Source organism: Brevibacterium oceani, from assembly GCF_013623835.1.
Taxonomy (GTDB): domain Bacteria; phylum Actinomycetota; class Actinomycetes; order Actinomycetales; family Brevibacteriaceae; genus Brevibacterium; species Brevibacterium oceani.
This window is the reverse complement of record NZ_JABKDE010000003.1, coordinates 18557-39364: the sequence shown is the minus strand read 5'-3', so window position 1 is coordinate 39364 and position 20808 is coordinate 18557. Positions and strand designations below refer to the sequence as shown.

Genomic DNA, 20808 nt, shown 5'->3' with positions numbered 1-20808 from the left:
AAGTCCATGATCCAGGCTCATTGAAGGCTTCGTCCAATATCGTTTCGCTCTACACTGATGAACTATGGTTATTAATCTGGCGATTTACCACCTGCGCGCAATCGAGGCGCTTCACCGACTGCGCAGCTTCACCCTCGCCGCCGAGGGCTTGCAGATCAGCCAGCCAGCTGTGAGTCGGGCATTGGCTGAGGCGGAACGGCGCATCGGCAGCAGGCTCTTCGACCGGAGCACACGATCGGTCGTCCCGACCCGTCTGGGCGAAGAGGTCGCGGCTCACGCTTCGATGGCAGTCGCCACCTACGATGAGGCACTGGATCGCATCGCACGACATATGAACGGGGAAGACGGCATCGTGCGAGTGGCATGCCTTCCATCAGTGACTGCGACGCTGCTGCCGCACGTGATCGCGGACTTTCGCCGAGATCTGCCGCAGGTGGGGTTGAAGATCCACGACGAACCCCAGGAGAACGTGGCGGAGAAGATCCTCAACGGCACCGTGGATTTGGGCATCCTGGCCCTTGATTCGAGTATTCCCGCCGAGCTTGAGATCGAAGAGGTCGTCTCCGACAAGCTGGTGGCGATAATGTCGACTGGTCATCGGCTGGCCGAGCTGAAAAAACTCACCTGGAGTGATTTCTCTCTGGAGAAGTTCATCGGCTTTGATGCGGTCACCAGCATCGGACCCTTGGTTGACCACGCGTTCGCCAAGTACGACGTCAGTGTCGACGTAGTGCAGTCGGCCCGCAGCATTCCAGCTGTAGGCGGTTTGGTCTCAGCTGGATTAGGCGTCTCGGTCGTGCCCGAGATGGTCGTGCCGCTGGTGCAGTTCGAAGGCATCGTGAGCATACCGATCTGTCCGACCATCGAGCGCACACTTGTCGTCGTTCATCGCAAGCGCGGGCCCCTGCCGGCTGTCGTCGAGCGTTTCCGGCAGAGTCTGCTGGCATAGCTTCGGCGCAGTCGACAGCGGCGGCACATGAGCGAGCAGGACGCCGACCGCTCAAGTTGCCGACACTGTAGTGCGTTATGCGGTGCGCGGTGGGCGCCGACTTAAGCGCTCGGCGATCCTTACAGGTACGGCTTGGTGATGAGCTCCAAGTACATGCCCGACGGGTCGAGGAAGTAGACGCCGCGACCGCCGTGCTCCTCGTTCGATTCTTGTAGGCGGGTGCGCTGTGGATCGGCCCAGAAGTCGAGGCCACGTCGTTCGAGCAAGCCAACGGCCCGATCGAAGTGCTCATCCGTGCACAGGAACGCCATATGGACCGGGAGGATGTCGAACCCCGGCGGGGGGAGAGGCGAACTGGAGCTTCACTCCGTCGGAGAGCATGATGTTGGAGAAGACTTCTTCGTGGGAGGGCAGCGAGCCGAACGCTTTTGCCCTCTGCGGCTCAACTGCCGACCGGGTTACCGATCCGTGAGCGGCTGTGTGCCTGTCCGGTCATGGTGTCGAGCTTACCGCTACTCAATACAGACGAACACCACCTCGCCGCCCGCCAACTCATCGCTGACAAACCCCACCCGCCGCCTCGGCGATGATTCGACACGAGTACGATCGGGGCATGCGCAATTCCGGACTCAACTGGTGGTGGCTGCCTCTCGACGCAGCCGACTGACGCATACCCGCGGGCTGCATGGCAGCCCGCTCTCCCTGTGAGGCCCCTTCCGTGCAGTCCTTGTCATCACATCGACACGAACACAGGAGACACATCCATGGACTCACTCACGGCCACCCTCGAACGCATGCCGCAGCTGCGCGCCGACATCGACGCTCACCCCGGCCGATTTCGCATGCTCACCGGCGAGCGGCCCACCGGACCGCTCCATCTCGGGCACCTCTTCGGATCCGTACTCGAGCGTGTGCGCCTGCAGAACCTCGGCATCGAGACGTTCATCGTCATCGCCGACTACCAGGTGATCACGGACCGGGCTACCTCGGCGAATGTCCACAACAACGTCCTCGAGGCGATGATGGACTACCTCGCGGCAGGCGTCGATCCGACACGGACGACGACCTTCACGCACTCAGCCATTCCCGCACTCAACCAGCTGCTGCTGCCGTTCCTCAGCCTCGTCACCGACTCCGAACTCCGACGCAATCCGACGGTCAAATCCGAACTCGCCGCCTCTGAGCGACCACTCAGCGGGCTCCTGCTCACCTACCCGGTCCACCAGGCCGCGGATATCCTCTTCTGCAAGGGCAACCTCGTGCCGGTCGGTAAGGACAACCTGCCGCACGTCGAGATCACTCGCACCATCGCCCGCCGCTTCAACGAGCGTTACGGGTCTGATTCGGGCGCGATCTTCCCCGAGCCGGAAGCCCTGCTCACCACTACACCCGAACTCCCCGGACTCGACGGACGGAAGATGTCGAAGAGCTACGGAAACGCCATCTCCCTGGGCATGAGCGCTGACGAGACAGCTGCGACCATCCGCCGGACCCAGACCGACTCAGACCGGCACATCACCTTCGATCCCGACAATCGTCCCGGGGTCTCGGCGCTGCTGTCGACGGCGTCGGTGTGCACCGGTGAGCCGCCCGAGGCCATTGCGGCGACCATCGCCGACGCAGGTGCCGGGGCACTGAAGAACCATGTCGCCGAGGTGGTCAACGACTATCTCGCGGACCATCGGTCCCGTCGCGCCGAGTTGGAAGCCGACCCCGCCGAGGTGAGGCGCATCCTGGCTGCCGGCAACGAACGGGCCAATGCCATCGCCGAGGCGACGCTTGCCGAGGTGCGCACGGCGATGGGGATGGACTACACGGCGTGAGTTTCCAGCGCTGTGAGTCTTCCGTCCTCACTGCCGGCGCAGCAGGACCCCGACCTCGAGGTGCTTCATGTGAGGGTCTTCAGCTTTGGTCACGCCACCGGCGGAGGGAGTGAGCGACCTCATCGACACCGAGCTCTCCGCTGGCGACCGATATCACCAGGTCATAGGCTTCGTCGTCTGGTGCTTCGAGAAAGACCCCATTGAGCTCGTAGAAGACGACGACGCTCAGCCACCCGAGACGCTTGTTTCCGTCGACAAGCGGATGGTTGCGTACGACGGATTCGAGGAGCGAAGCCGCCTTGGTCTCCAGAGAAGGGTACGCCTCCGCTCCCCAGAGCACAGTTCGAGGACGGTGCGTTGCTGACTCCGACAAGCCCAGATCTCTTACCGGCCCCACATTGAGGTCGGCGGTCAGCGCGAGCATGTCCTCAGTGCGGAGGTAAGAAGTCATTCACCGAGGCGTTCGAGGAGTTTGGCATAGCGGTCGCGCGCGCGTTCGGAAGCTTGACTGACTTTGGCGGCGTGGCCGCGTCGCTCCGCCATCTCATGGATGGCGCGAATCGTCAGCGCTTGGCGGCTGATGCCTTCGGCTTCTGCCAGCTCGGCCAGGAGGCGTTCATCGTCCGAATTCAACCGCAGTGTCATAGCCATATTCCCATGGTATCAATGTGGTAGCAGAAGGGGAAGGGTGAAGGTCCGCAGTTGTTCACTTTCGCTGGAGCAGGACCGCGACCTCGAGATGCTTCGTGTGCGGGAACATGTCGAAGATCCGCGCCTGCTCGACCGCGTAGCTCGGCATCCGGGCGAGGTCCTTGGCCAGGGAGACGGGGTTGCAGCTCGAATAGACGATGTGCTCGACACCCGAATCCTCGAGTGCGGACGACAGCCTGGCCCCGATCCCGCGCCGAGGTGGGTTGACGATCACGCAGTCCGGCCGTTCATCCGTGGCTAGCTGCTCCTCGTATGCCGAGGCGGAAGTGCCGACCAGGGGCGTGGAACCAGCACCACCCAGGTGCTCCTCCGCGAACTCCGTGGCATCGACGGCGAGGAAACGTGCATCGATGCCGAGCTCGGCGGCGCTGATCTTCGCCGACTCGATCGCCTGCTCGCTGACCTCGACGCCGGTGACTCGGCGGGGTCGGCGGAAACCTGAGGTGACCTCGTCGATCGACCGTTCGTTTCCGGACGCGGCCGCTGACGGCTCCGCAGCGGTGCCCGCCGCCGTCGCTTCGGCGCCCGCGCAGTAGAGAGCGAACCCGCCGACACCGCAATAGAGATCCCACAGGTTCTCCGCCTCCACCGAATCCACCCACTCGGCCACCTGGTTGTACAAACCGATGGCCACATCCGTGTTCGTCTGGAAGAAACTCTGCGGCCTCAGGTGCAGATCGACCCGGTCGAGGTTCATCCGCAGCGACTCGCCCCGCAGCATCTCTTCCCGGCTGCCCTCGAGCACGGCCTTGTGCTCCCGCAGCAGATTCACCGAGACCACGGTCGCGCTCGGCACCGCCTCGAACAGTGCAGTCCGTCGCGAGCGCAGCACGTCGAGCCCGTGTTGGGTGCGCACGACGAATCTGACCATCAGATCCCCGGACGGGGCCGCCGTGACGTGGACGAACTTCAGCTCACCGCGGCGTGCGGAGACATCGTAGGGTTCGAGCCCGGTGCCGTCGAGGAAGTCCGCGAGGGCCGGGACCACGCCCCGGATCGCCGGCGCCTGGATCCCGCAGTCGCGCAGATCGACGCCGTGGAACTCCCCATCGAGGATGCCCAAGGTGACGCGACCGGCTGACCCGCCCACGGCGAGCTTCGCCCGATTGCGAAAGCCGGCCATCCCGCCGGCGAAACTCGGCAGCCACACCTGCGGAGCCGCCTCGGCGAGGATCTCCCGGCACCAGGATTCCTTGTCCGAGATCTGCTGTGGATACGGCGTCTCGAGGAGCGCGCACGAGCGGCACTCTCCGCGGTCGAAATACCCGCACTCCAAGTGCCCATGATCCGCCGAGGCGGGGGTGAGCGGCAGGGTCGTCATCCCCTCATTCTAGTCGCCGATCCGGGCCGCGGAATCGCGCAGCTCCTCGTGCCGCGACCCCCGAGAAATCGTTGACCCCAGCTTGTCGGGAACAGTACAATCGAAGTAACCAAATCGATTTGGCTCCATCCCTGTCGAGTGCGAAGGAACCCATGTCCCAGCTGCGCACGCTCCACCAGTCCCCGGCCCTGCTCGTTCCCGACCAGGTCCTCCTCCCCGAGGGTCCGCAGACCGGTCATGCGGTCCTCGTCGCCGACGGCCGCATCCTCGCCGTCGGTCCCCTCGCCGAGGTGGCCGCCCAAGTCCCAGCGCTGCTGACCGAAGTGCACGCCCCCGTAACGACGGGCACCGCCCATATCGAACGCCAGGTCACCCGCATCGACCTGCCCGGTCGCCTGCTCATGCCCGGTTTCATCGATGCCCACCATCACCTCACGCAGACCTTCGGCAAGTCCCTCGTCTTCGGCGAACCCTCCGAGATCTTCCAGCGCGTGTGGGTGCCGATGGAGTCGAACATGGACGCCGAGGCCATCGACGTCGCCACCCGGCTGGCCGCCTGGGAATCACTGCGCGGCGGCTTCACCACCGTCGCCGACGCCGGCACCCGCTCGAGCGTCGACGTCTCCGCGATCTCCGACGTCACCTCGGCGGTGGGTCTGCGCTGCGTGCTCGGGATGATCGGCAACGACCTCGGCGGGGGAGTGCGCACCTCGACCGTCGCCGAGGTGGTCGCCGCCGCCGAATCCCACCTGACCAGGTGGGACGCGGAGCCGCTCGTCCACCCCTCCCTGGCCGTATCCATCCCCGAGGTCGCCTCCGACGAGGCTCTCGTAGCCCTCACGCGAATGGCCCGCGAGGCGGGAGTGCCCTTCCAGACGCACCTCAACGAACACATCGTCGCCGTCGAACGCTCCCTGAATTCGAGCGGGGAACGTCCGCTCGAGAGGATGGCCCGCCTCGGCGCCCTCGGTCCCGAACTGCTCGCCGCGCACGCCACCCTGCTCACCCCGCGCGAGATCCGCCTGCTGCGCGACTCCGGCGGCGCGATCGCCTACAATCCGGTGGCCAGCTCATGGAAGGGCAACGCCGTGGCGCCCGCCCTGCTCATGCACGAGCTCGGTGTGCGCATCGGACTCGGCACCGACGGCACCCGCTCGGATGCGTTCCGACTCCTCGACGCCGCCGAGACCGCGCAGCGACTCACCGGTGGAATGGACGTCGTCGACTCCTCGTCCGGCGGCGGCTGGACCTGGCTCGAACAGGGACTGCGCGGCGGTGCTGACGCAGTGGGACTGAGCGGCCGGGTCGGCGAGATCGCCCCCGGTGCCCACGCCGATCTCCTCGTCGTCGACATCGACACCCCGGAATTCGTCCCCTCCTGGGACCTGCCCTGGGAACTCGTCCGCGTGGCCAATCGCGACCAGATCGAGGCGGTCATCGTCGACGGAAAGCTGCGACTCGAACACGGGTGGCCCGTCGACTGGGACGGACGCGAATTCCTCGACCGTGCCAGGGAGGTCTCGCGCCGAGTCGTCGAGAACTCGCCGATCACCCGCATCGATCCGAGCGCGTCCGAGCATCGGTCGAGGTGGATGGCCGAGCACGAGGGCACTCCGCTTCGGGACGGAGGCGTCGCCTCGGTGACGGGTTCACGGAACGGCACAGCCACCTCGGCGGGAGGTGTCGACTGGTGACGGGTCTCGCGTTCACGATCATCGCCGTCGTCGTTCTTATCTCTGCGTTCGTGCAGGGGTCGACGGGGATGGGGTTTGCGATGATCCTCGCTCCCGTTGTGACGTTCATCGATCCAAGCCTCATCCCGGTGATGCTGCTCGTGCTGATGATCCCGCTCAACTTCTACGTGGCCGCGCGCGAACGTGAGCACATCGACTGGACGGGGGTGAAATGGATCAGCGTCGGTCGATTCGCCGGGACGTTCGCGGGTCTGTGGATCCTCGTCATCATCAACCTCCACCAGCTCTCCCTGCTCATCGGCTGGTCGACGCTCATCGCCGCGGTCATCGCCCTGCTCGCGCCGAAGTTCACGCCGAATCGCATGGTCCTCGCCTCGGTCGGGCTCGTCACCGGCGTCACCGAGACGTCGACCGGCATCGGCGGGCCGCCCTATGCGCTGGCCTACCAGCACAGTCCCGGCCCGGAGCTGCGGTCGACGGTGGCGGTGTGCTTCCTCGTCGGCGAGGTCATCTCGCTCATCGTGCTCGCCTTCTCCGGGCAGGTCTCAGCGGACACGATGGTCACGACGGCGTGGATGCTGCCGTTCCTCGCCGTCGGGTCGTTCCTCTCCCGCTACGTCCACCACCGCCTCGACGGACCGGTGCTGCGCTACATCGTCCTCGGCTTCGCCATCGTGTCCGGGGCCATCGTCATCGTCCAGGCGTGAGGGCCGGTCGCGGCAAAGATAGGTCAGCATCGGATACTTTCAGGGCTCAGAAATGTCCGATTGCGACCTGGGTTCTGTCGGCCCGCCTCCCGTCGCTGTGTGAAGTAGGCTGATTCCATGTCCGACCTCCCGCGCGCACACCGCGTCACGATCGCCGATGTGGCGCGTGAGGCCGGAGTGTCGCGGACGACGGTGTCCCATGCGCTCAGCGGTCAGGGCAAGGTCAACGCGGCCACTCGAGCCAAGGTCAAAGAGGTCGCGGACCGGCTGAACTATCGACCCAGCGCCCGTGCCCAGAGCCTGCGATCCGGGAAGTCGCAGACTCTCGCACTGCTGTCGTCGATGCCGGCGGCCGTGTCTGCCGGGCCCTCTCAGCTCGGGTTCTTCACCGAACTCGCAATGGGGTGCGCGCGCACCGCATTGCTCGAAGGATATGTCTTCGTCCTCGCGCCGCCGAATGAGGAGACCGATCCCGTCGATCTGCTCGACATCGATGGTGCGATCCTGCTCGAACCGGCCGCCGACGACCCCATCGCCGAGGCGCTGCGTGCCCGGGGGGTCCCCTATGTCACGATCGACGGGCCCGGCGCCGAGGCGGGTGCTGAGCGTGAGGCGGGTGAGCCCGGCTCCGATCCGAGGGTGTCCGCTGCCAGGGGAGGTGAGCCAGCCGCCGAGGGAGGCGAGCCGAGTGCTGCCGACAGCCGGTGGAGCATCGACCTGCATCACGAGCGCACCGCTCAGCTTCTGCTCGATCACCTCCTCGACCAGGGCGCCCGGCAGCCGGCTCTGCTCGTCGGTCGCAGTCGGCGCGGTGCGCAGACGGCAGCACGCGAGATCTACGCTCAGACCGCCTCGGCGAGGGGATTTGCCCCACTGATCGCCGAGGCGGACGAAACGACAGGAGAAGACGGAGCCTATGCGGCCGCCGCGCGGCTGCTGGCCGCCCACCCGGACATCGATGCCCTGCTCGCTCCCATCGACACCTTCGCCACCGGCGCGGTGAGAGCCGCGCAGGAAGCCGGGCGAACCGTCGGAGGCGACCTGCTCATCGCCACCCGCTACGACGGGCTGCGCGCTCGCACGAGCACGCCGCCGCTGACGGCGGTCGACCTCGGACTCGAGGCGATCTCGACCGCAGCCGTCGAGATGCTGGTGGCCGTCCTCAAGTACGATCCGACGGGGCCGACGGGGCCAGGTGAGCCAGGCAAGTCAGCGAGCCCCGGGGAGACTGCCACCGCCACGGCCACGGGTACAGCCGCCTCGGCGACCATGCCCGGACCTGCACTCGTCGTCCGGGAATCGACCGCGGGATCGCGGCGCTAGGCTGAGGCGATCGCGAGTTCGCCGACTCAGTCAGTCAGCCACACCGCCCACCAACCGCAGCGGACGGTCCGCCCGACTCAGATCCGGTAGTCGGCGGGCCGCTGCTCCAGGCCGCTCGGATCGGCGATCGGTGTGCGTGCCTTCGGGTGGCGGTTGCGCTTGCCCGTGTGATGGAAGAGCAGGTTGAGCAGCACCGAGACGAACGCGGCCATGGCGACACCGCTGCCGAGCAGTGATGCCGCACTCTGCGGCAGCTGCGCGTACATGCCGGGGATGAGCACGGGCATCAGACCCGCGGCCAACCCCACGGTGGCGGTGATGAGGTTGCCCGTCTTGTTGAAGTCGATCTTCGCGAGCATCTGGATGCCGAGGACCGCGATGATCGCGAAAACGATCACGGCGGTGCCGCCGACCACAGCCGAGGGCACTCCGTTGAGGATCCGGGCGATCGGGCTGACGCCGATGAGGATGAGGATGATGCCGGCGATCGCGGTCACGTACCGGCTGCGCACGCCGGAGGCACGGACGATGCCGACGTTCTCGCCGCTGGTGACCATGGCCGGGGTGCCGAAGAGCCCGCCGATGATCGTGGTGATTCCGTCGGCGCGGATGAGGCGAGGGACCGCGCGGGCGGGTTCGACCTTCTTCTCGACGACCTCAGCGTTGATGATCGTCTGCCCGGTCGCCTCGGCCATGGAGGCCAGTGCCCACAGCAGCATCGGGATCGCGGCGATGAGGTCGAACTTCGGAGAACCGAACGGGAAGAGCGTGGGCAGGGCGAACAGCGGGCCGTCGGTCTGCCCGGCGAAGTCCGTCGCCCCCATGAAGGCGCCGACGATGGTGCCGCCGACGAGCCCGATGGCCACGGACAGTTTGCCGAGCATCCCGCGCAGGAACCGGAAGCACAGCACCGTGATGACGATGGTGATGAGTCCCAGCAGCAGGTTCTGCGGGTCGCCGAAGTCCGGAGAGTCCGCTTCGCCGACGATGAGCTTGCCGGTGACCTGGACGAGGTTGATGCCGATGACGATGACCATGATGCCGATGACCAGCGGCGGGAAGAACTTGAGGACCTTGACGAACAGGGTCACCGCGAGGATGTAGAAGACACCGGTGAGCAGGACGGCGCCGACCGCCGTCTCGACGTCGGTGCCCTGGGCGATCGTGATGAACAGGATCGTCGCCGCCCCGCCGGGAAGCATGACGAACGGCAGCCGGACGCCGATCTTCCACACCCCCACCGACTGCAGAATCGACCCGAGACCGGAGAAGACGAAGACCGCAGACAGCACTGCCGAGGTGGTCCTGGCATCCAGCCCGAGCGCGGTGGCGATGAGGAACACCGAGGAGATCGGCGTCGCCACCATGACGAGCACATGCTGGATCGCGAAGGGGATGAGTGTGTGGATCGGACGCAGTCGGTCGACCGGGTGGATGTCGTCGTTGGCATCGTTCGTCTCGCTCATGGCACTGCTCCTTGAGGCGCATCGTGATCGGCCTGGAACTCAATGGCCAAATCGATTTGTTCAATCGTGCACCGTGGTGGGGGCAGTGTCAACAGGTGACTCGCGATTCGGACAGCGCCGGGAGGCTGCCGGCACGAGGTGCCGACGCTGCGTGCCGCTCGGCGTTCGGCGGTCGGCGGTCAGGCGAAGGCGAAGCTGAGGGCGATGAAAGTGCCGAAGGAGACGAACGGAGCGACCACTGCCGCAGAATTCGCGATGATGCCGAAGGTGCGACCGCGTGCCGTGACCGCCGCAACGATGCCGAGGATGATGGCCGTGACGCCCAGCCCGGTGCACAGGGCCTGCAGGCCGACGAGAGCGGCCGCCAGGGACTGGTACCAGTCCGGGGTGTCGGTGAAGTAGTACCCGGAGGCGGCCTCGGAGGGTCCGACCGTGGCGCCGAGGATCACCGAGGCGACCACGGAGAGAACTCCGGCCACAAGCGACAGCACCATCGCCGTTCGACCCAGGGCAGGCGAGTTCGTCGCATCGGCGGAGTTGGTTCTGTGAGAGTGCGGCGCGGCAGAGTGCCGCCCGGCGGCGCCGGGTGAGGAGTAGATCAGCGGGGCGTCAGGGGAGGGATGTCGCGGCTGCTGTGCCGCGAGCTCGTCATCGGTCGGCTGGGGATAGGTGAAGTCCGTCGAAGTCATACCTCGACGCTATCGACGCGGGCGTGACGCGGCCCATGCTGATAACCCAAGCCGTGGGTCGGGAAAACCTCCCTCAGGTCAGGGCTTGCGGCCGACGATGAGGAATCTCTTCTGCGTAACCTCGATCGGATCGCTCGATTCGGCCAGGCGCCCGAGCACGCCGAGGTTGGGCATGACCGTGAATCCGGGCACGTCCCACGGGATGTAGGCGAGGTATTCGATGACGGCCTCGACGTCGGTGAACGACATCGTCCCCTGCCACTTCCGGGCGGCCTCGATCGTCAGCCCGTGACGTTCGAGGCCGTCGAGGCAGGGTTCGAGCTGCTGGCTGAGATTGCCCAGGCCGCCGCCGAAGTAATCACGGAACTCCTGTGCCTCGGTGCCGTCGACCTGCTGGGTGAGGAACAGCCCTCCCGGGGTGAGGACGCGGGCCACCTCGGCGATGTCATAGCCTTCGTGTCGGTTCATCACGAGGTCGAACTCGCCGTCGCCGAACGGCATCTCCGGATGGTGATCGCTGTCGTACCGGGTCACGGTGACCCCGTAGTCCTCCAGCGCCGAGGTGGCCAACGGGACATTCGGTTCCCACCCCTCGGTTGCGGTGATCGTCGGGGTCGATTCCCCGGGTGGCCGTGCCTCGTCGAGGCGGTCGATGAGTTCGCTGAGGCGCTCGCCGCCGCCGGTGCCCATGTCGAGGCAGGTAGTCGATTCGGCCATCGCCTCGAGGCAGATCTCGTCGAAGTCCCACGGCGGGTCATCGGCGATGAGGCGGCCGGCCAGTGCGGAGAAATCCCATCCCGTCATGGTGGCCGTCTCGTGGATCCAGGACCATCGCTCGTAGCGTTCGTGGGGAGTTTCGTCGCGGGTGCGACTGCTGTCGGCATATTCGGGCATGTCCACACTCCTCTGCCAGGCGGTTCGGCACGGTTGCCGGACGACGCGGTGCGTCAGCCGAACGATCTGCCGCCGATGGCGGTTCGTGCTGTGCCTGGGCCGGCGGCGATGCCGTACTTCGACTCTAGGGCAGAAATGCCGCGGCGCACATGGGAATCGCCGGAATTCTCCGATACTCACCGCCGGCGGGTCGACCATTTCGCCCGCCCAAGGCGAGTGGTCCCGATCATTTCGCCCACCCAAGACAGCTGGTTCGTCCGCGTCGCGGGCTGCGGGTGTGCGTGGCGTGGCTAGACGAGGAAGCAGATGACGAACACGGCCAGGCAGACGATGAGCATGCCCAGGCAGTTGAGCCAGAAGTCCCGCCCGACATAGCGTGCGAGCAGGTGAGCGGCGGCCGCGCAGGCGAAGTAGGCGACGAGCCCCGCCGAGGCGGCCGCACCCACCCCGGGGACCCAGATGCCCGCCACCAGCCCCGCCGCGGAGAGGAACTTCACGACCGCGATCACCCACCACCAGTCACGCGGGAATCCGACCCCGTCGAGACACGCGGCGATCGCCCTGGGCGGTCGGAACGTCAGCAATCCGTCGCCGAAGACGGTGACCGCGAGGACGATGACGGGCCAGATGGGATCGGGGAGCAGCGTCATGGGCGAACCTCCACGGTTTCAGCGATCCGCGTTCGGCGCATGGCGGTGTCAGGGGCAGCGATAGATGTCTCAGGCTGCGCGCTCACAGCGGACTCCTGACGCGAGTGTGGAAGGCGATGACAGCGAGCAGTGCGTCCGTGGCCTCGGCGAGAGTCATCGAGGTGGCCGCCCAGCGGAAGAGGATGCCCAGGTAGGAGTCATAGAGTGCGACCGCGCTGGCCCGGGCATGGTCCTCGCCGATGCCGATCGAGGTCAGGGAGTCGCCGAGGCGGCCCTGCAGATCCTCGGCGAGAGTGTGGAACACCTCGGGATCCTCCTTCACCCGCACCATCGCGGCCGTGTAGTCGCGCGACAGATCTTCGTGTGCGGCGAAGAATTCGAGGAAGGGCAGGAAGAGGTCGAGCAGGTGCCGCTGCACCGCCGAGGCGGGTCGAAGATCGGCGGCGGTCGTGGCCCCACCGATTGACGTTGTCCCCGCGGCTGTTGCCGGCTCGCTGCCTGCTTTCGACAGGGTCGCTCTCCGCGGTGGCGGAGGGGTGTACGTTCCGTCCTGGAGCTGGCCGATCCAGCGGTCGAAGCAGGCGACGAGGATGGAGTCCTTGTCGCCGATCGCCATCACTCGGCCGACGGACACCTCGGCGGCCTTCGCGACTGCACGGATGGTCGTGGCCCTGTACCCGTGTTCGAGGAACAGGTCGGCGGCGGCCGAAATGATCCTCGCTTCGGTCTGTCGACGCTTGTCGGCGCAAAATTGAACATGTTCACTCACCATGCTCGAACCTTAAGTCCTTTCGTGTTCACTTTCCAGGTCATGCGTCGCGGGTGGGGCTGGTGGATGAGGTGCGAGTCGCCCGATCCGAGCATCGCAAGAGGCTTGGCCTCTGCGTTGCCGATCGTCTTGCCCGCACAGAAAAGTTAATGTACCTTAACTTCATGAACGTCGATCCATCTGCAGCAGTGCACACCAGCGAACGTGGGCGGAACCGGCGCGGCCGGACGAAGAAGATCTCCACGGTCGCGCTGCTCGGCCCGGCCTTCGTCGCCGCCATCGCCTACGTCGATCCCGGCAATGTCGCGGCCAACCTCACGGCCGGAGCCGAATACGGGTACCTGCTCGTCTGGGTGCTCGTGGCCGCGAACCTCATCGCCGTTCTCGTCCAATACCTGTCCTCGAAGCTCGGGCTCGTCTCCGGACAGTCCCTGCCGAGCATCCTCGGCGATCGGCTGCGCCGACGCTCCCGCCTCGCATACTGGGGCCAGGCCGAGATCGTCGCCGTCGCCACCGACCTCGCCGAGGTCATCGGCGGTGCCATTGCGCTGAAGATCCTCTTCGACCTACCCCTCCTGCTCGGCGGACTCATCGTCGGCGTCGTGTCCCTGTTCCTGCTCTCGATCCAGTCCACCCGCGGTCAGCGCCCCTTCGAGTTCGTCATCATCGCGATGCTCGTCATCATCGCTATCGGCTTTCTAGCAGGGCTGTTCGTCGGGGACGTGAACTGGGGACACGCCGCCGGTGGAATCGTGCCGAGACTCGAAGGCACGAACTCGGTCGTGCTCGCCGCCAGCATGCTCGGCGCCACCGTCATGCCCCACGCGATCTACCTCCACTCGGCACTCTCGGTCGACCGCCACCGCCGCGACACGACAGCCTCTACCGGACAGCTGCTGCGCGCGAGCCGGTGGGACGTCGTCCTCTCCCTCGTCGTCGCCGGCTCCGTGAACATCGCGATGCTCCTCCTGGCCGCGGCATCATTGCGCGGGCAGGCGGGCACCGACACGATCGAGGGCGCGCACGCCGTCGTCACGGCCAACCTCGGCGAGATCGTCGGGCTCTTCTTCGGCATCGGCCTGCTCGCCTCCGGCCTGGCCTCGAGCGCGGTCGGCTCCTATGCCGGGGCGTCGATCATGCAGGGTCTGCTGCGCGTCGACATCCCCATCGTGTGGCAGCGCGCGGTGACGATGATCCCCGCGCTCATCGTCTTAGGTCTCGGCATCGACCCGACATGGGCGCTCGTACTCAGCCAGGTCGTGCTCAGCCTCGGCATCCCGTTCGCGATGATTCCCCTGGTCAGGCTCACGAGCAGCCGGACGGTGATGGGCGAGTTCGCGAATGCTCGGTGGATCACGGCCATCGCGGCGGCCGCCTCGGCGCTCATCATCGTCCTCAACGTCGTGCTCATCGTCCTCCTCGCGCTCGGCGTGGAATGACCTTCGCCGAGGTGGGCCTCGGCAGCCATGCTCGTGCTGCGGATCCGGGGATCTTCCCTGGAGGGGCCCGTCAGTCGGGGAGGATTCCCGAGCGGGCGAGCACGGTGAGCCTGTGTGCGAACTCGGATGCCTCCTCGGTGTCGGCCTGGAGCAGTCGCATCGCCGGTCGGTCGTGGAACCGGACGACGACGGTCGTGTGCCCGTGGTCGATGCGGGTGCTCGCTTCGATCAGCTGATTCGGCGCCGCCTCGTCGAGGATCTCCGTGGGGCCGGCAGTGCGCGTTCGGGCGTGGACGAAGCGGGTGGCGGTGGCCAGGAGGAATTCCTGTCCACGCGGAATCCGGTTGCCGATCTTCAGCAGCACGGTCTCCCCGCGCTCGAGGGCGTCATAGGGAGGTGGGGTCGGACCCCTCCGGCGGGCACGCGCAGAGAGGTGCCCATCGGCACCGAGGCTCGAGACGGCCAGGCGACGCGCCCCGACCAGTGCGACGACGGAGATCATGGCCAGGGGGAGAGCGGCAGCGGCAGTGACGACGGTGCCTGCCGCAGAGAACCAGGCGAAGAGCGCGCCGACGCCGATTCCCAGAATGACTTCAGCGAAGACGAGGGTGAGTGCGAGCCGAACCCGGCTGCGCACGGCAACGGTGAGTCCCGCGAGCGCCAGACCGAAGTTCGTCGAGGCGATCGTCGCCGCGAACAGGGCGAAGAAGGGCAGCGGAGAACTCGTGAGATCTCCCCACACGGTTCCGGGTGTTCCAGGTGCGGTGGCGAAGGAGTTCCAGAGCAGAGCCGCCGCGGAGAAGAAGAGACCGAACAGGGGCGCGATGCTCATCAACCCGATGAGCGGATCTCGTGTGAAGAGTGTGAGGGCACCTCGTGGGGCACCGTTGAGTTCGGACCTGAGACCCTCGCCTCGGTCGGTGCCGGTGAAGAAGATGATCGCCACGAAGGTGATGAGTCCGATGAACGCGAAGCTCAGCGGTCCGGCCGCCTCGGCGTCGATGACGCTGTTCGAGGTGCTGGATGCGCGCGCCGACCCGGTGTTGAAGACGAAGAAGAGCATCGTCGCCAGGACGCTCAACGTGACGGCTCCGAGGAGAGCGTGGGAGAGGATCCGTCTGTGTTCGCTCATGTCGTCAGCTCTGCCGCTCGGTCCGCAGATCGATCGGCCGCACGAGGATCCGTGGGTCCGAGCGCACCCACCATGGTCGCGGCTGCCCGGCCGCGGCGGCGTCACGGCGTTCGGTTCGGGTGGCGTAGCGGTAGGTGAAGACGCGGGCGCGGATGAGGTCCGGGGCGCGACCGGCGAAGGGATCGGGGCCTATGAGGCGGCGGATCTGTGCGTCGCCGGTGCCGATGCGACGCAGCAGCTCGGTGAACCAGGACTGTCGATAGTCACCGAGGGCGGCGAACCACATCAGCCAGTCGAGTCTGAGGTGATAGGGCGCGACGACGGGTGCGCGACGGTGCACGTCACCGGGTTTGCCCTTGAACGCGTATTCCCGCCAGCCGTCATCGGCGCCGTCCGCATCGTCGTTGTCCGCGTCGTCATCACCCGCGCTGTCGGCACCGTCGGAGATCCAGCCTTCGATGATGATCTCCTCTCGGGTCTCGGTCATCGACCCGAACGCGCCATAGGCGTTGCCGAGGCCGAGCCGGTTGAAGCTCGCATTCATCAGCTGCTGTGACGAGAAGAGATTGCGCAGCGCCGGGACATTCAACCAGCACTGCCACGCGACGAACACGATGACGACGATGAGCCACCACAGGGGCACAGGCGACACGGGGCCGACGCCCCCACCAGCCGCCTCGGCGCCGGTGGGATCCGACAGGATCGAGCCCACGGTATTCCATCCCCACCCGGGGAACGGCCCGCCCACGATCCAGCGGAAGAACGTATCGCTGATGCCGGAGCAGGCGAGCAGGATCGTCGCCCAGTTCAGCCACGCATAATTGCCGGTCACGACGAGTGCGAGCTGTGTGATGATGATCGACGCAGCGGCGAACGACGCGATCGGCTGGGGCAGAAACAGCAGCCATGGGGCGGCAAGCTGGACGATATGGCTGCCCAGCGTCTCGCCCTTGTGCCACCAGCCCGGCATGAAGTGAGCGCGTCGGGAGACCGGGTTCGGCATCGGCTGAGTCTGATGGTGATAGTCCATCGCCGTGAGATCGCGCCACGACGCATCGCCGCGCATCTTGATCATGCCCGCCCCGAACTCGACGCGGACGACGAACCACCGCAGCAGCAGGATCATCGGCAGGGTCGGGGCCACCTCGGCGGATCCGAGGAACCCGATGAGGAACCCGGCTTCGAGCAGCAGCGACTCCCAGCCGAAGCCGTAGAAGCGCTGCCCGATCGACACGACCGAGAAGTAGAGTCCCCACATCGCCAGGAACACCGGAATCGGCACCCACGCGGGCCCGGCCTGGGGCAGTCCGATGATCGCCGAGGCGGCCAGGACCATTCCGACCACGCAGACGATGCGCAGCCGCCGATCCGAATACGAGAAGCGCTTCCACCGGAAGAGGCTCGGCGCCTGCGCCCAGGTGGTCAGGGCGATGAACCGCGGGGCGGGGGTGAGCCCGCGCTCACCCAGCAGTGCCGGGAACTGGTTGAAAGCAGAGAGGAAAGCGATGAAGAAGAGGGCGCCGAAGCCGCGCTGGATGATCTCGCGGGAGATGGTGTAATCACCCGCGGTGAGGAGCGCGATCACCTGGCTGAGGTCCACGGTATGCACCACCCTTCCCGTCGATTGCCGCAGCTGTGGTCCGCTGCGCTCCGGATGCCCTGGTGACGACTATGGTCCTCGTGCCGAGGTTGTGCAAGGGCTGTCCGGGGCTACCGGGTGTTCGGGAGCTGTCCTGTGCCCGCAAGGGACGTGAGCGCCTCGGCGAACCGGGCGGCAGCGGCAGGATCGCCGCCGGTCACGAGCATGGTCGGACGATCGCGCAGGTGCACGATGGTGACCATCGCTGTTCCCTTCCGGGTCATCTCGGCGCCGAGCAGCGTCTCGCCGGCCTCTAGCACGTCATGCGGCGGCTGAGGGGAGTCCGCGGGGCGTGAGCCGAAGCGCTTGTGCTGCCTGCGTCCGCGTGAACCCTGTTGCTGTTCCTTCGCGTCGCGGGCGAAGCGGGGCATAGCCCAGAGCCGGGCGCCCATGAGGCCCGCCAAGGAGATGAGCAGCATGAGTCCGTTGACCGCCAGGGCCGTACCCGAACGCATGTCAGGCAGCGCTGCCAGGAAGTAGATGATGACACCAGCAGCGACGAGGAACAGCAGGACCAGGGAGGCGACGTACAGCGGCGGATTGTCACGGTGGCCCGCCCCGGCGAGAGTGGAGAAAGTGAAACCGAGGTTGGCTGCCGCCCAGCAGGTGAAGAGCACGGCGAGCGCGGGAACCGGGGAGACGCCGTAGTCGCCCCACACCGTGCCGATTGCTCCGGGCACGTCCGCAGCAGCGAACCAGATGAAGATCACCGCCGCAGAGATCACCGCCCAGATCGGGCCGACCGAAAAGACCTTGAGCGCCGGCTGGCGAACGAACGCGGTGAACGACCCGGCCTTCCTCGGCGTCGTCGGAACATCGGTGGGCCGGCCATCCTCGGCAGAGACCAGCTCGGGGTCGTCATCGAAGAAGATGATCGCGATCGCATGGTAGAGCCCGAAGAGACCGATGCTCACTGCGCCGGCGTTCGCAGGATCGAAGTCCCCGTAGCGATGGGCGCGCGGATCGATGCCTGCGTTGGTCAGGAAAGAAGACGACGGTGACGAATCCGGCGAGGACGATGCCGTAGAAGACCGTCGTACTCAGTTTGTGGGCTCTCAGCTTCATGCGTCGATTCTCTCAGCTGCGCCTGCGACGAGCGGCGGTCGCGTGTTCCAGTTCTGATTCGACGACGCAGAAGGAGCGGTGACCGATACGGTCACCGCTCCTTCTGAACTCATCCCCGCGCCGAGGCGGCTGTGCACCGGTGGGCACAGCCACCTCGGCGAAGGGGCGGGGTCAGTGCTTCGGGTCTTCGAGCTCTTCGACGTCATCCGCCGAGGTGGGGACCGCCGGGATCGAATCCGTGGCCGGCGGACTCGGCGGGGTGACGACCGATTGGTACGAATGTTCGTGCGAGTAGGCGAGGAACGACAGGTGGTTCTCGTAGCGGTCGAGAACGTCGTCGATGATCTGCTGACCGCTCAGGCCCATGAGATCGTAGCCCTCCGAACCGGTCTGCGTGAACACCTCGATGCGGTAGTAGCGGTCGTCTCCGCGTGGTGCGTTGCGGGCACCGAACGACGGCACGTTCGCCTCGACGGCGGCCGCCTCGTAGTGGAAGTCGCGCTGTTCGCCCATGTCGACGTTGATCGTGTTCGAGGTGATGCCGGCGTCCTCGTCCATGGCCTGAACGTGCTCGACGGTGTAGCCGAGTTCGCGGAACTCCGCAGCCACAGCCGTCAGGGACGGCCCGACCACCTCGGCGACGAAGCGTTCGACGGACTTCTTCGACGGATACGACCGCAGAGTTGCCAGCCGCTGTCGCCAGGTCTTCTCCGGCGCCCTGCCGCCGTGGGCGGCAGTGGTCCGCCGCCTGCGGGTCCGGCCCTCGCGTTCGGCGCGCTCCATGCGCAGCACCTTCGAGAACGAGGCCATGACGAGGTAGGCGATGATCGTCACCGGAAGGGCGAAGATCAGTGTCGCGTACTCCATGGTGGTCACGCCGCCGGCGACGAGCATGGCGATCGTGAGTACCGCGGTGACCAGGGCCCAGAAGATGCGCAGCCACTTGGCTCCGTCCTCTTCCGGGTTCGGGATCGAGGAGGAGAAGTTCGACATCACCATGGCCCCGGAGTTCGCGGATGTGAGGTAGAACAGCAGACCCGACAGTGTGGCCAGGCCGATGAGGAAGGTCGCTCCCGGGAACATCTCGAGCAGGTCGTACCAGCCCTGTTCGGGGGAGGCGATGGCCGTCTGCGCGAACTCGGTGTTGCCGTCGAATACCTCGGACAGGGCCGAGTTGCCGAAGATCGTGACGATGATGAAGTCGCAGATGACGGGGGCGGTGATCGCGGCGATGACGAACTCGCGCAGAGTGCGACCGCGGGAGATGCGGGCGAGGAACAGTCCGACGAAGGGACCCCAGGCGAGCCAGAACGCCCAGAAGAACAGGGTCCAGCCGCCCATCCATTCGGAGCCGCCGTCGACGTAGGCGAAGGTCGAGAGGGTGCGTTCGGGCAGGGTGAAGATGAACCGGCCGACGTTTTCGACCATGGCGCCCAGCAGGAACGCGGTCTTGCCGGTGACGAGGATGTAGAGCATCATCGCCGCACATGACCAGAGGTTGAGTTCGGAGACGAGGCGGATGCCCTTGTCCACGCCCGAGGTGCAGGCGGCGACAGTCATGACCACGGCGACGATGACGAGAGCGATCTGCAGGGCCAGGCCCTGTTCGAGTCCGAAGAGGGTGGCGAAGCCGACGTTGAGCAGGACGACGCCGATGCCCATCGAGGTGGCCACTCCGAAGACTGTGCCGACGAGGGCGAAGATGTCGATGACGTCACCGGTGGCACCGCGCACGCGCTTGCCGAGCAGCGGGTAGAGGACCGCGCGGATGGACAGGGGCATGCCCCAGCGGTAGGCGAAGTAACCCATCGCCATGCCCAGCAGTGAGTACATCGACCATCCGGCGATGCCGTAGTGGAACATCGTCCACACCACGGCGTCCTGTGCGGCGGCGGCTGATTCGGCTGTGGCGTTGACCGGTTCGAGGTATTGGGTGATCGGTCCGGTCACCGAGTAGAAGAGCATGTCGATGCCCACGCCCGCGGCGAAGAGCATGGCGACCCAGGTGAAGAGGTTGTACTGCGGCCGGGAGTGGTCGGGGCCGAGCCTGACCGAACCTTCCTTGGACAGGGCGACCCAGAGGACGAAGCCGATGACGACGGTGACGGTGACGACGTAGAACCAGCCGAGGTTCTCCGCAATCCAGTCCACGACGGTCTTCATCGTCGACTGTGCCTGGCCCGGCATCAGCATGGCCCAGACGGAGAATGCGAGGATGATGAGCGAAGCGACGATGAAGACTCGCCAGTTGATCCGAGAGCCACGTTCGTCGGTGAGTTCCGCCGGCCCCTTGCTCAGCTCCGAACTGTCGATCGGGGGCCGCTTGTCGGGGTCGATGTCTCTGCTGATTCTCGTCGCTCGATCGGTGCCGCCGAACCGTTCACGTTCGACGACCGGGCGCTTCAACTTCTCGTCGTTCGGGTCCTGCACGCATCAACCTCCGGTCGGGAAGAACGGACGGCCCCGAAAAGGGGCCTGATCCATCTTACGAGTGGAGGATTTTCACAAAGACAGCACCCCCTCTTCTCAGGAAACCG

Annotated in this window: 19 protein-coding genes; 6 read left to right on the top strand and 13 right to left on the bottom strand. The window is 66.2% G+C overall.

Features of this window, described 5'->3' with window-relative positions:
- Nucleotides 1-64: 64 nt before the first annotated feature.
- A complete protein-coding gene (locus tag HK401_RS06710) occupies nt 65-949 on the top strand; it encodes a LysR family transcriptional regulator (protein ID WP_181273904.1) in 885 nt (294 codons plus the stop codon).
- A gap of 119 nt (nt 950-1068) precedes the next feature.
- Here HK401_RS06710 and HK401_RS20630 read toward each other — a convergent pair whose 3' ends face one another.
- The gene (locus HK401_RS20630) at nt 1069-1215 is read right to left on the bottom strand and encodes a VOC family protein (protein WP_258234051.1); all 147 of its coding nucleotides are present in this window, start codon (nt 1213-1215) and stop codon (nt 1069-1071) included.
- 498 nt (nt 1216-1713) lie between these two features.
- Here HK401_RS20630 and trpS point away from each other — a divergent pair, with 498 nt between their 5' ends.
- Nucleotides 1714-2772 (top strand): tryptophan--tRNA ligase, encoded by a 1059-nt coding sequence (trpS, locus tag HK401_RS06700; protein WP_181273903.1) that lies wholly within the window; start codon nt 1714-1716, stop codon nt 2770-2772.
- A 79-nt stretch (nt 2773-2851) separates the two neighbouring features.
- Here trpS and HK401_RS06695 read toward each other — a convergent pair whose 3' ends face one another.
- Genes HK401_RS06695 through HK401_RS06685 form a run of 3 tightly spaced genes read right to left on the bottom strand, consistent with a single transcriptional unit; the run spans nt 2852 to nt 4804 of the window.
- Nucleotides 2852-3196: a type II toxin-antitoxin system death-on-curing family toxin gene (locus HK401_RS06695; protein WP_258234050.1), complete on the bottom strand. Its 345-nt coding sequence runs from the start codon at nt 3194-3196 to the stop codon at nt 2852-2854.
- Between the two features lie 23 nt (nt 3197-3219).
- Nucleotides 3220-3423, bottom strand: coding sequence for a CopG family transcriptional regulator (locus HK401_RS06690; RefSeq protein ID WP_181273901.1), 204 nt, complete (start codon nt 3421-3423; stop codon nt 3220-3222).
- A 55-nt stretch (nt 3424-3478) separates the two neighbouring features.
- Nucleotides 3479-4804 (bottom strand): methyltransferase domain-containing protein, encoded by a 1326-nt coding sequence (locus tag HK401_RS06685; RefSeq protein WP_181273900.1) that lies wholly within the window; start codon nt 4802-4804, stop codon nt 3479-3481.
- Nucleotides 4805-4956: 152 nt separating this feature from the next.
- Here HK401_RS06685 and HK401_RS06680 point away from each other — a divergent pair, with 152 nt between their 5' ends.
- The 3 genes from HK401_RS06680 (at nt 4957) to HK401_RS06670 (ending at nt 8528) form a co-directional block, all read left to right on the top strand.
- Entirely contained in the window at nt 4957-6498 is a 1542-nt protein-coding gene (locus tag HK401_RS06680) for an amidohydrolase family protein (RefSeq protein WP_181273899.1), read from the top strand.
- Nucleotides 6495-7205: a sulfite exporter TauE/SafE family protein gene (locus tag HK401_RS06675; protein WP_309135925.1), complete on the top strand. Its 711-nt coding sequence runs from the start codon at nt 6495-6497 to the stop codon at nt 7203-7205. The genes HK401_RS06680 and HK401_RS06675 overlap by 4 nt, the downstream gene beginning before the upstream one ends.
- A gap of 117 nt (nt 7206-7322) precedes the next feature.
- Nucleotides 7323-8528 (top strand): LacI family DNA-binding transcriptional regulator, encoded by a 1206-nt coding sequence (locus HK401_RS06670; RefSeq protein WP_258234049.1) that lies wholly within the window; start codon nt 7323-7325, stop codon nt 8526-8528.
- Nucleotides 8529-8605: 77 nt separating this feature from the next.
- On the opposite strand, the gene HK401_RS06665 is transcribed toward HK401_RS06670, so the two are convergent.
- The 5 genes from HK401_RS06665 to HK401_RS06645 all read right to left on the bottom strand — a co-directional run bounded on the left by HK401_RS06665 (nt 8606) and on the right by HK401_RS06645 (nt 12999).
- The gene (locus tag HK401_RS06665; protein WP_181273898.1) at nt 8606-9994 is read right to left on the bottom strand and encodes a uracil-xanthine permease family protein; all 1389 of its coding nucleotides are present in this window, start codon (nt 9992-9994) and stop codon (nt 8606-8608) included.
- Between the two features lie 179 nt (nt 9995-10173).
- Nucleotides 10174-10683 carry a hypothetical protein gene (locus HK401_RS06660; protein ID WP_181273897.1) on the bottom strand — a complete coding sequence of 170 codons (510 nt, stop codon included), beginning with the start codon at nt 10681-10683 and terminating at the stop codon, nt 10174-10176.
- A 78-nt stretch (nt 10684-10761) separates the two neighbouring features.
- A complete protein-coding gene (locus tag HK401_RS06655; protein ID WP_181273896.1) occupies nt 10762-11577 on the bottom strand; it encodes a class I SAM-dependent methyltransferase in 816 nt (271 codons plus the stop codon).
- Nucleotides 11578-11867: 290 nt separating this feature from the next.
- A complete protein-coding gene (locus tag HK401_RS06650) occupies nt 11868-12227 on the bottom strand; it encodes a DoxX family protein (protein WP_181273895.1) in 360 nt (119 codons plus the stop codon).
- Nucleotides 12228-12309: 82 nt separating this feature from the next.
- Nucleotides 12310-12999, bottom strand: coding sequence for a TetR/AcrR family transcriptional regulator (locus tag HK401_RS06645; protein WP_181273894.1), 690 nt, complete (start codon nt 12997-12999; stop codon nt 12310-12312).
- Nucleotides 13000-13160: 161 nt separating this feature from the next.
- Between HK401_RS06645 and HK401_RS06640 the strand changes: the two genes are divergently transcribed.
- Nucleotides 13161-14435 carry an Nramp family divalent metal transporter gene (locus HK401_RS06640; protein WP_181273893.1) on the top strand — a complete coding sequence of 425 codons (1275 nt, stop codon included), beginning with the start codon at nt 13161-13163 and terminating at the stop codon, nt 14433-14435.
- Between the two features lie 70 nt (nt 14436-14505).
- Here HK401_RS06640 and HK401_RS06635 read toward each other — a convergent pair whose 3' ends face one another.
- From HK401_RS06635 to betT, 4 genes are all read right to left on the bottom strand, one after another.
- Nucleotides 14506-15567, bottom strand: coding sequence for a hypothetical protein (locus HK401_RS06635; RefSeq protein WP_181273892.1), 1062 nt, complete (start codon nt 15565-15567; stop codon nt 14506-14508).
- A 4-nt stretch (nt 15568-15571) separates the two neighbouring features.
- Nucleotides 15572-17167 (bottom strand): lipase maturation factor family protein, encoded by a 1596-nt coding sequence (locus HK401_RS06630; RefSeq protein WP_181273891.1) that lies wholly within the window; start codon nt 17165-17167, stop codon nt 15572-15574.
- A 110-nt stretch (nt 17168-17277) separates the two neighbouring features.
- Nucleotides 17278-18120 carry a hypothetical protein gene (locus HK401_RS06625; protein WP_181273890.1) on the bottom strand — a complete coding sequence of 281 codons (843 nt, stop codon included), beginning with the start codon at nt 18118-18120 and terminating at the stop codon, nt 17278-17280.
- Nucleotides 18121-18442: 322 nt separating this feature from the next.
- Nucleotides 18443-20701, bottom strand: a complete 2259-nt coding sequence (gene betT, locus HK401_RS06620) for a choline BCCT transporter BetT (RefSeq protein WP_181273889.1) — start codon at nt 20699-20701, stop codon at nt 18443-18445.
- Nucleotides 20702-20808 lie beyond the last annotated feature (107 nt).

Bases quoted from the DNA above. Each gene is read 5' to 3' on its own strand.
- HK401_RS06640 (WP_181273893.1), top strand. From the start codon at position 13,161: ATGAACGTCGATCCATCTGCAGCAGTGCACACCAGCGAACGTGGGCGG.
- HK401_RS06685 (WP_181273900.1), bottom strand. From the start codon at position 4,804: ATGACGACCCTGCCGCTCACCCCCGCCTCGGCGGATCATGGGCACTTG.
- HK401_RS06660 (WP_181273897.1), bottom strand. From the start codon at position 10,683: ATGACTTCGACGGACTTCACCTATCCCCAGCCGACCGATGACGAGCTC.
- trpS (WP_181273903.1), top strand. From the start codon at position 1,714: ATGGACTCACTCACGGCCACCCTCGAACGCATGCCGCAGCTGCGCGCC.
- HK401_RS06635 (WP_181273892.1), bottom strand. From the start codon at position 15,567: ATGAGCGAACACAGACGGATCCTCTCCCACGCTCTCCTCGGAGCCGTC.
- HK401_RS06680 (WP_181273899.1), top strand. From the start codon at position 4,957: ATGTCCCAGCTGCGCACGCTCCACCAGTCCCCGGCCCTGCTCGTTCCC.
- HK401_RS06655 (WP_181273896.1), bottom strand. From the start codon at position 11,577: ATGCCCGAATATGCCGACAGCAGTCGCACCCGCGACGAAACTCCCCAC.
- HK401_RS06670 (WP_258234049.1), top strand. From the start codon at position 7,323: ATGTCCGACCTCCCGCGCGCACACCGCGTCACGATCGCCGATGTGGCG.
- HK401_RS06650 (WP_181273895.1), bottom strand. From the start codon at position 12,227: ATGACGCTGCTCCCCGATCCCATCTGGCCCGTCATCGTCCTCGCGGTC.
- HK401_RS06645 (WP_181273894.1), bottom strand. From the start codon at position 12,999: ATGGTGAGTGAACATGTTCAATTTTGCGCCGACAAGCGTCGACAGACC.
- HK401_RS06690 (WP_181273901.1), bottom strand. From the start codon at position 3,423: ATGGCTATGACACTGCGGTTGAATTCGGACGATGAACGCCTCCTGGCC.
- HK401_RS06665 (WP_181273898.1), bottom strand. From the start codon at position 9,994: ATGAGCGAGACGAACGATGCCAACGACGACATCCACCCGGTCGACCGA.
- HK401_RS06710 (WP_181273904.1), top strand. From the start codon at position 65: ATGGTTATTAATCTGGCGATTTACCACCTGCGCGCAATCGAGGCGCTT.
- HK401_RS06695 (WP_258234050.1), bottom strand. From the start codon at position 3,196: ATGCTCGCGCTGACCGCCGACCTCAATGTGGGGCCGGTAAGAGATCTG.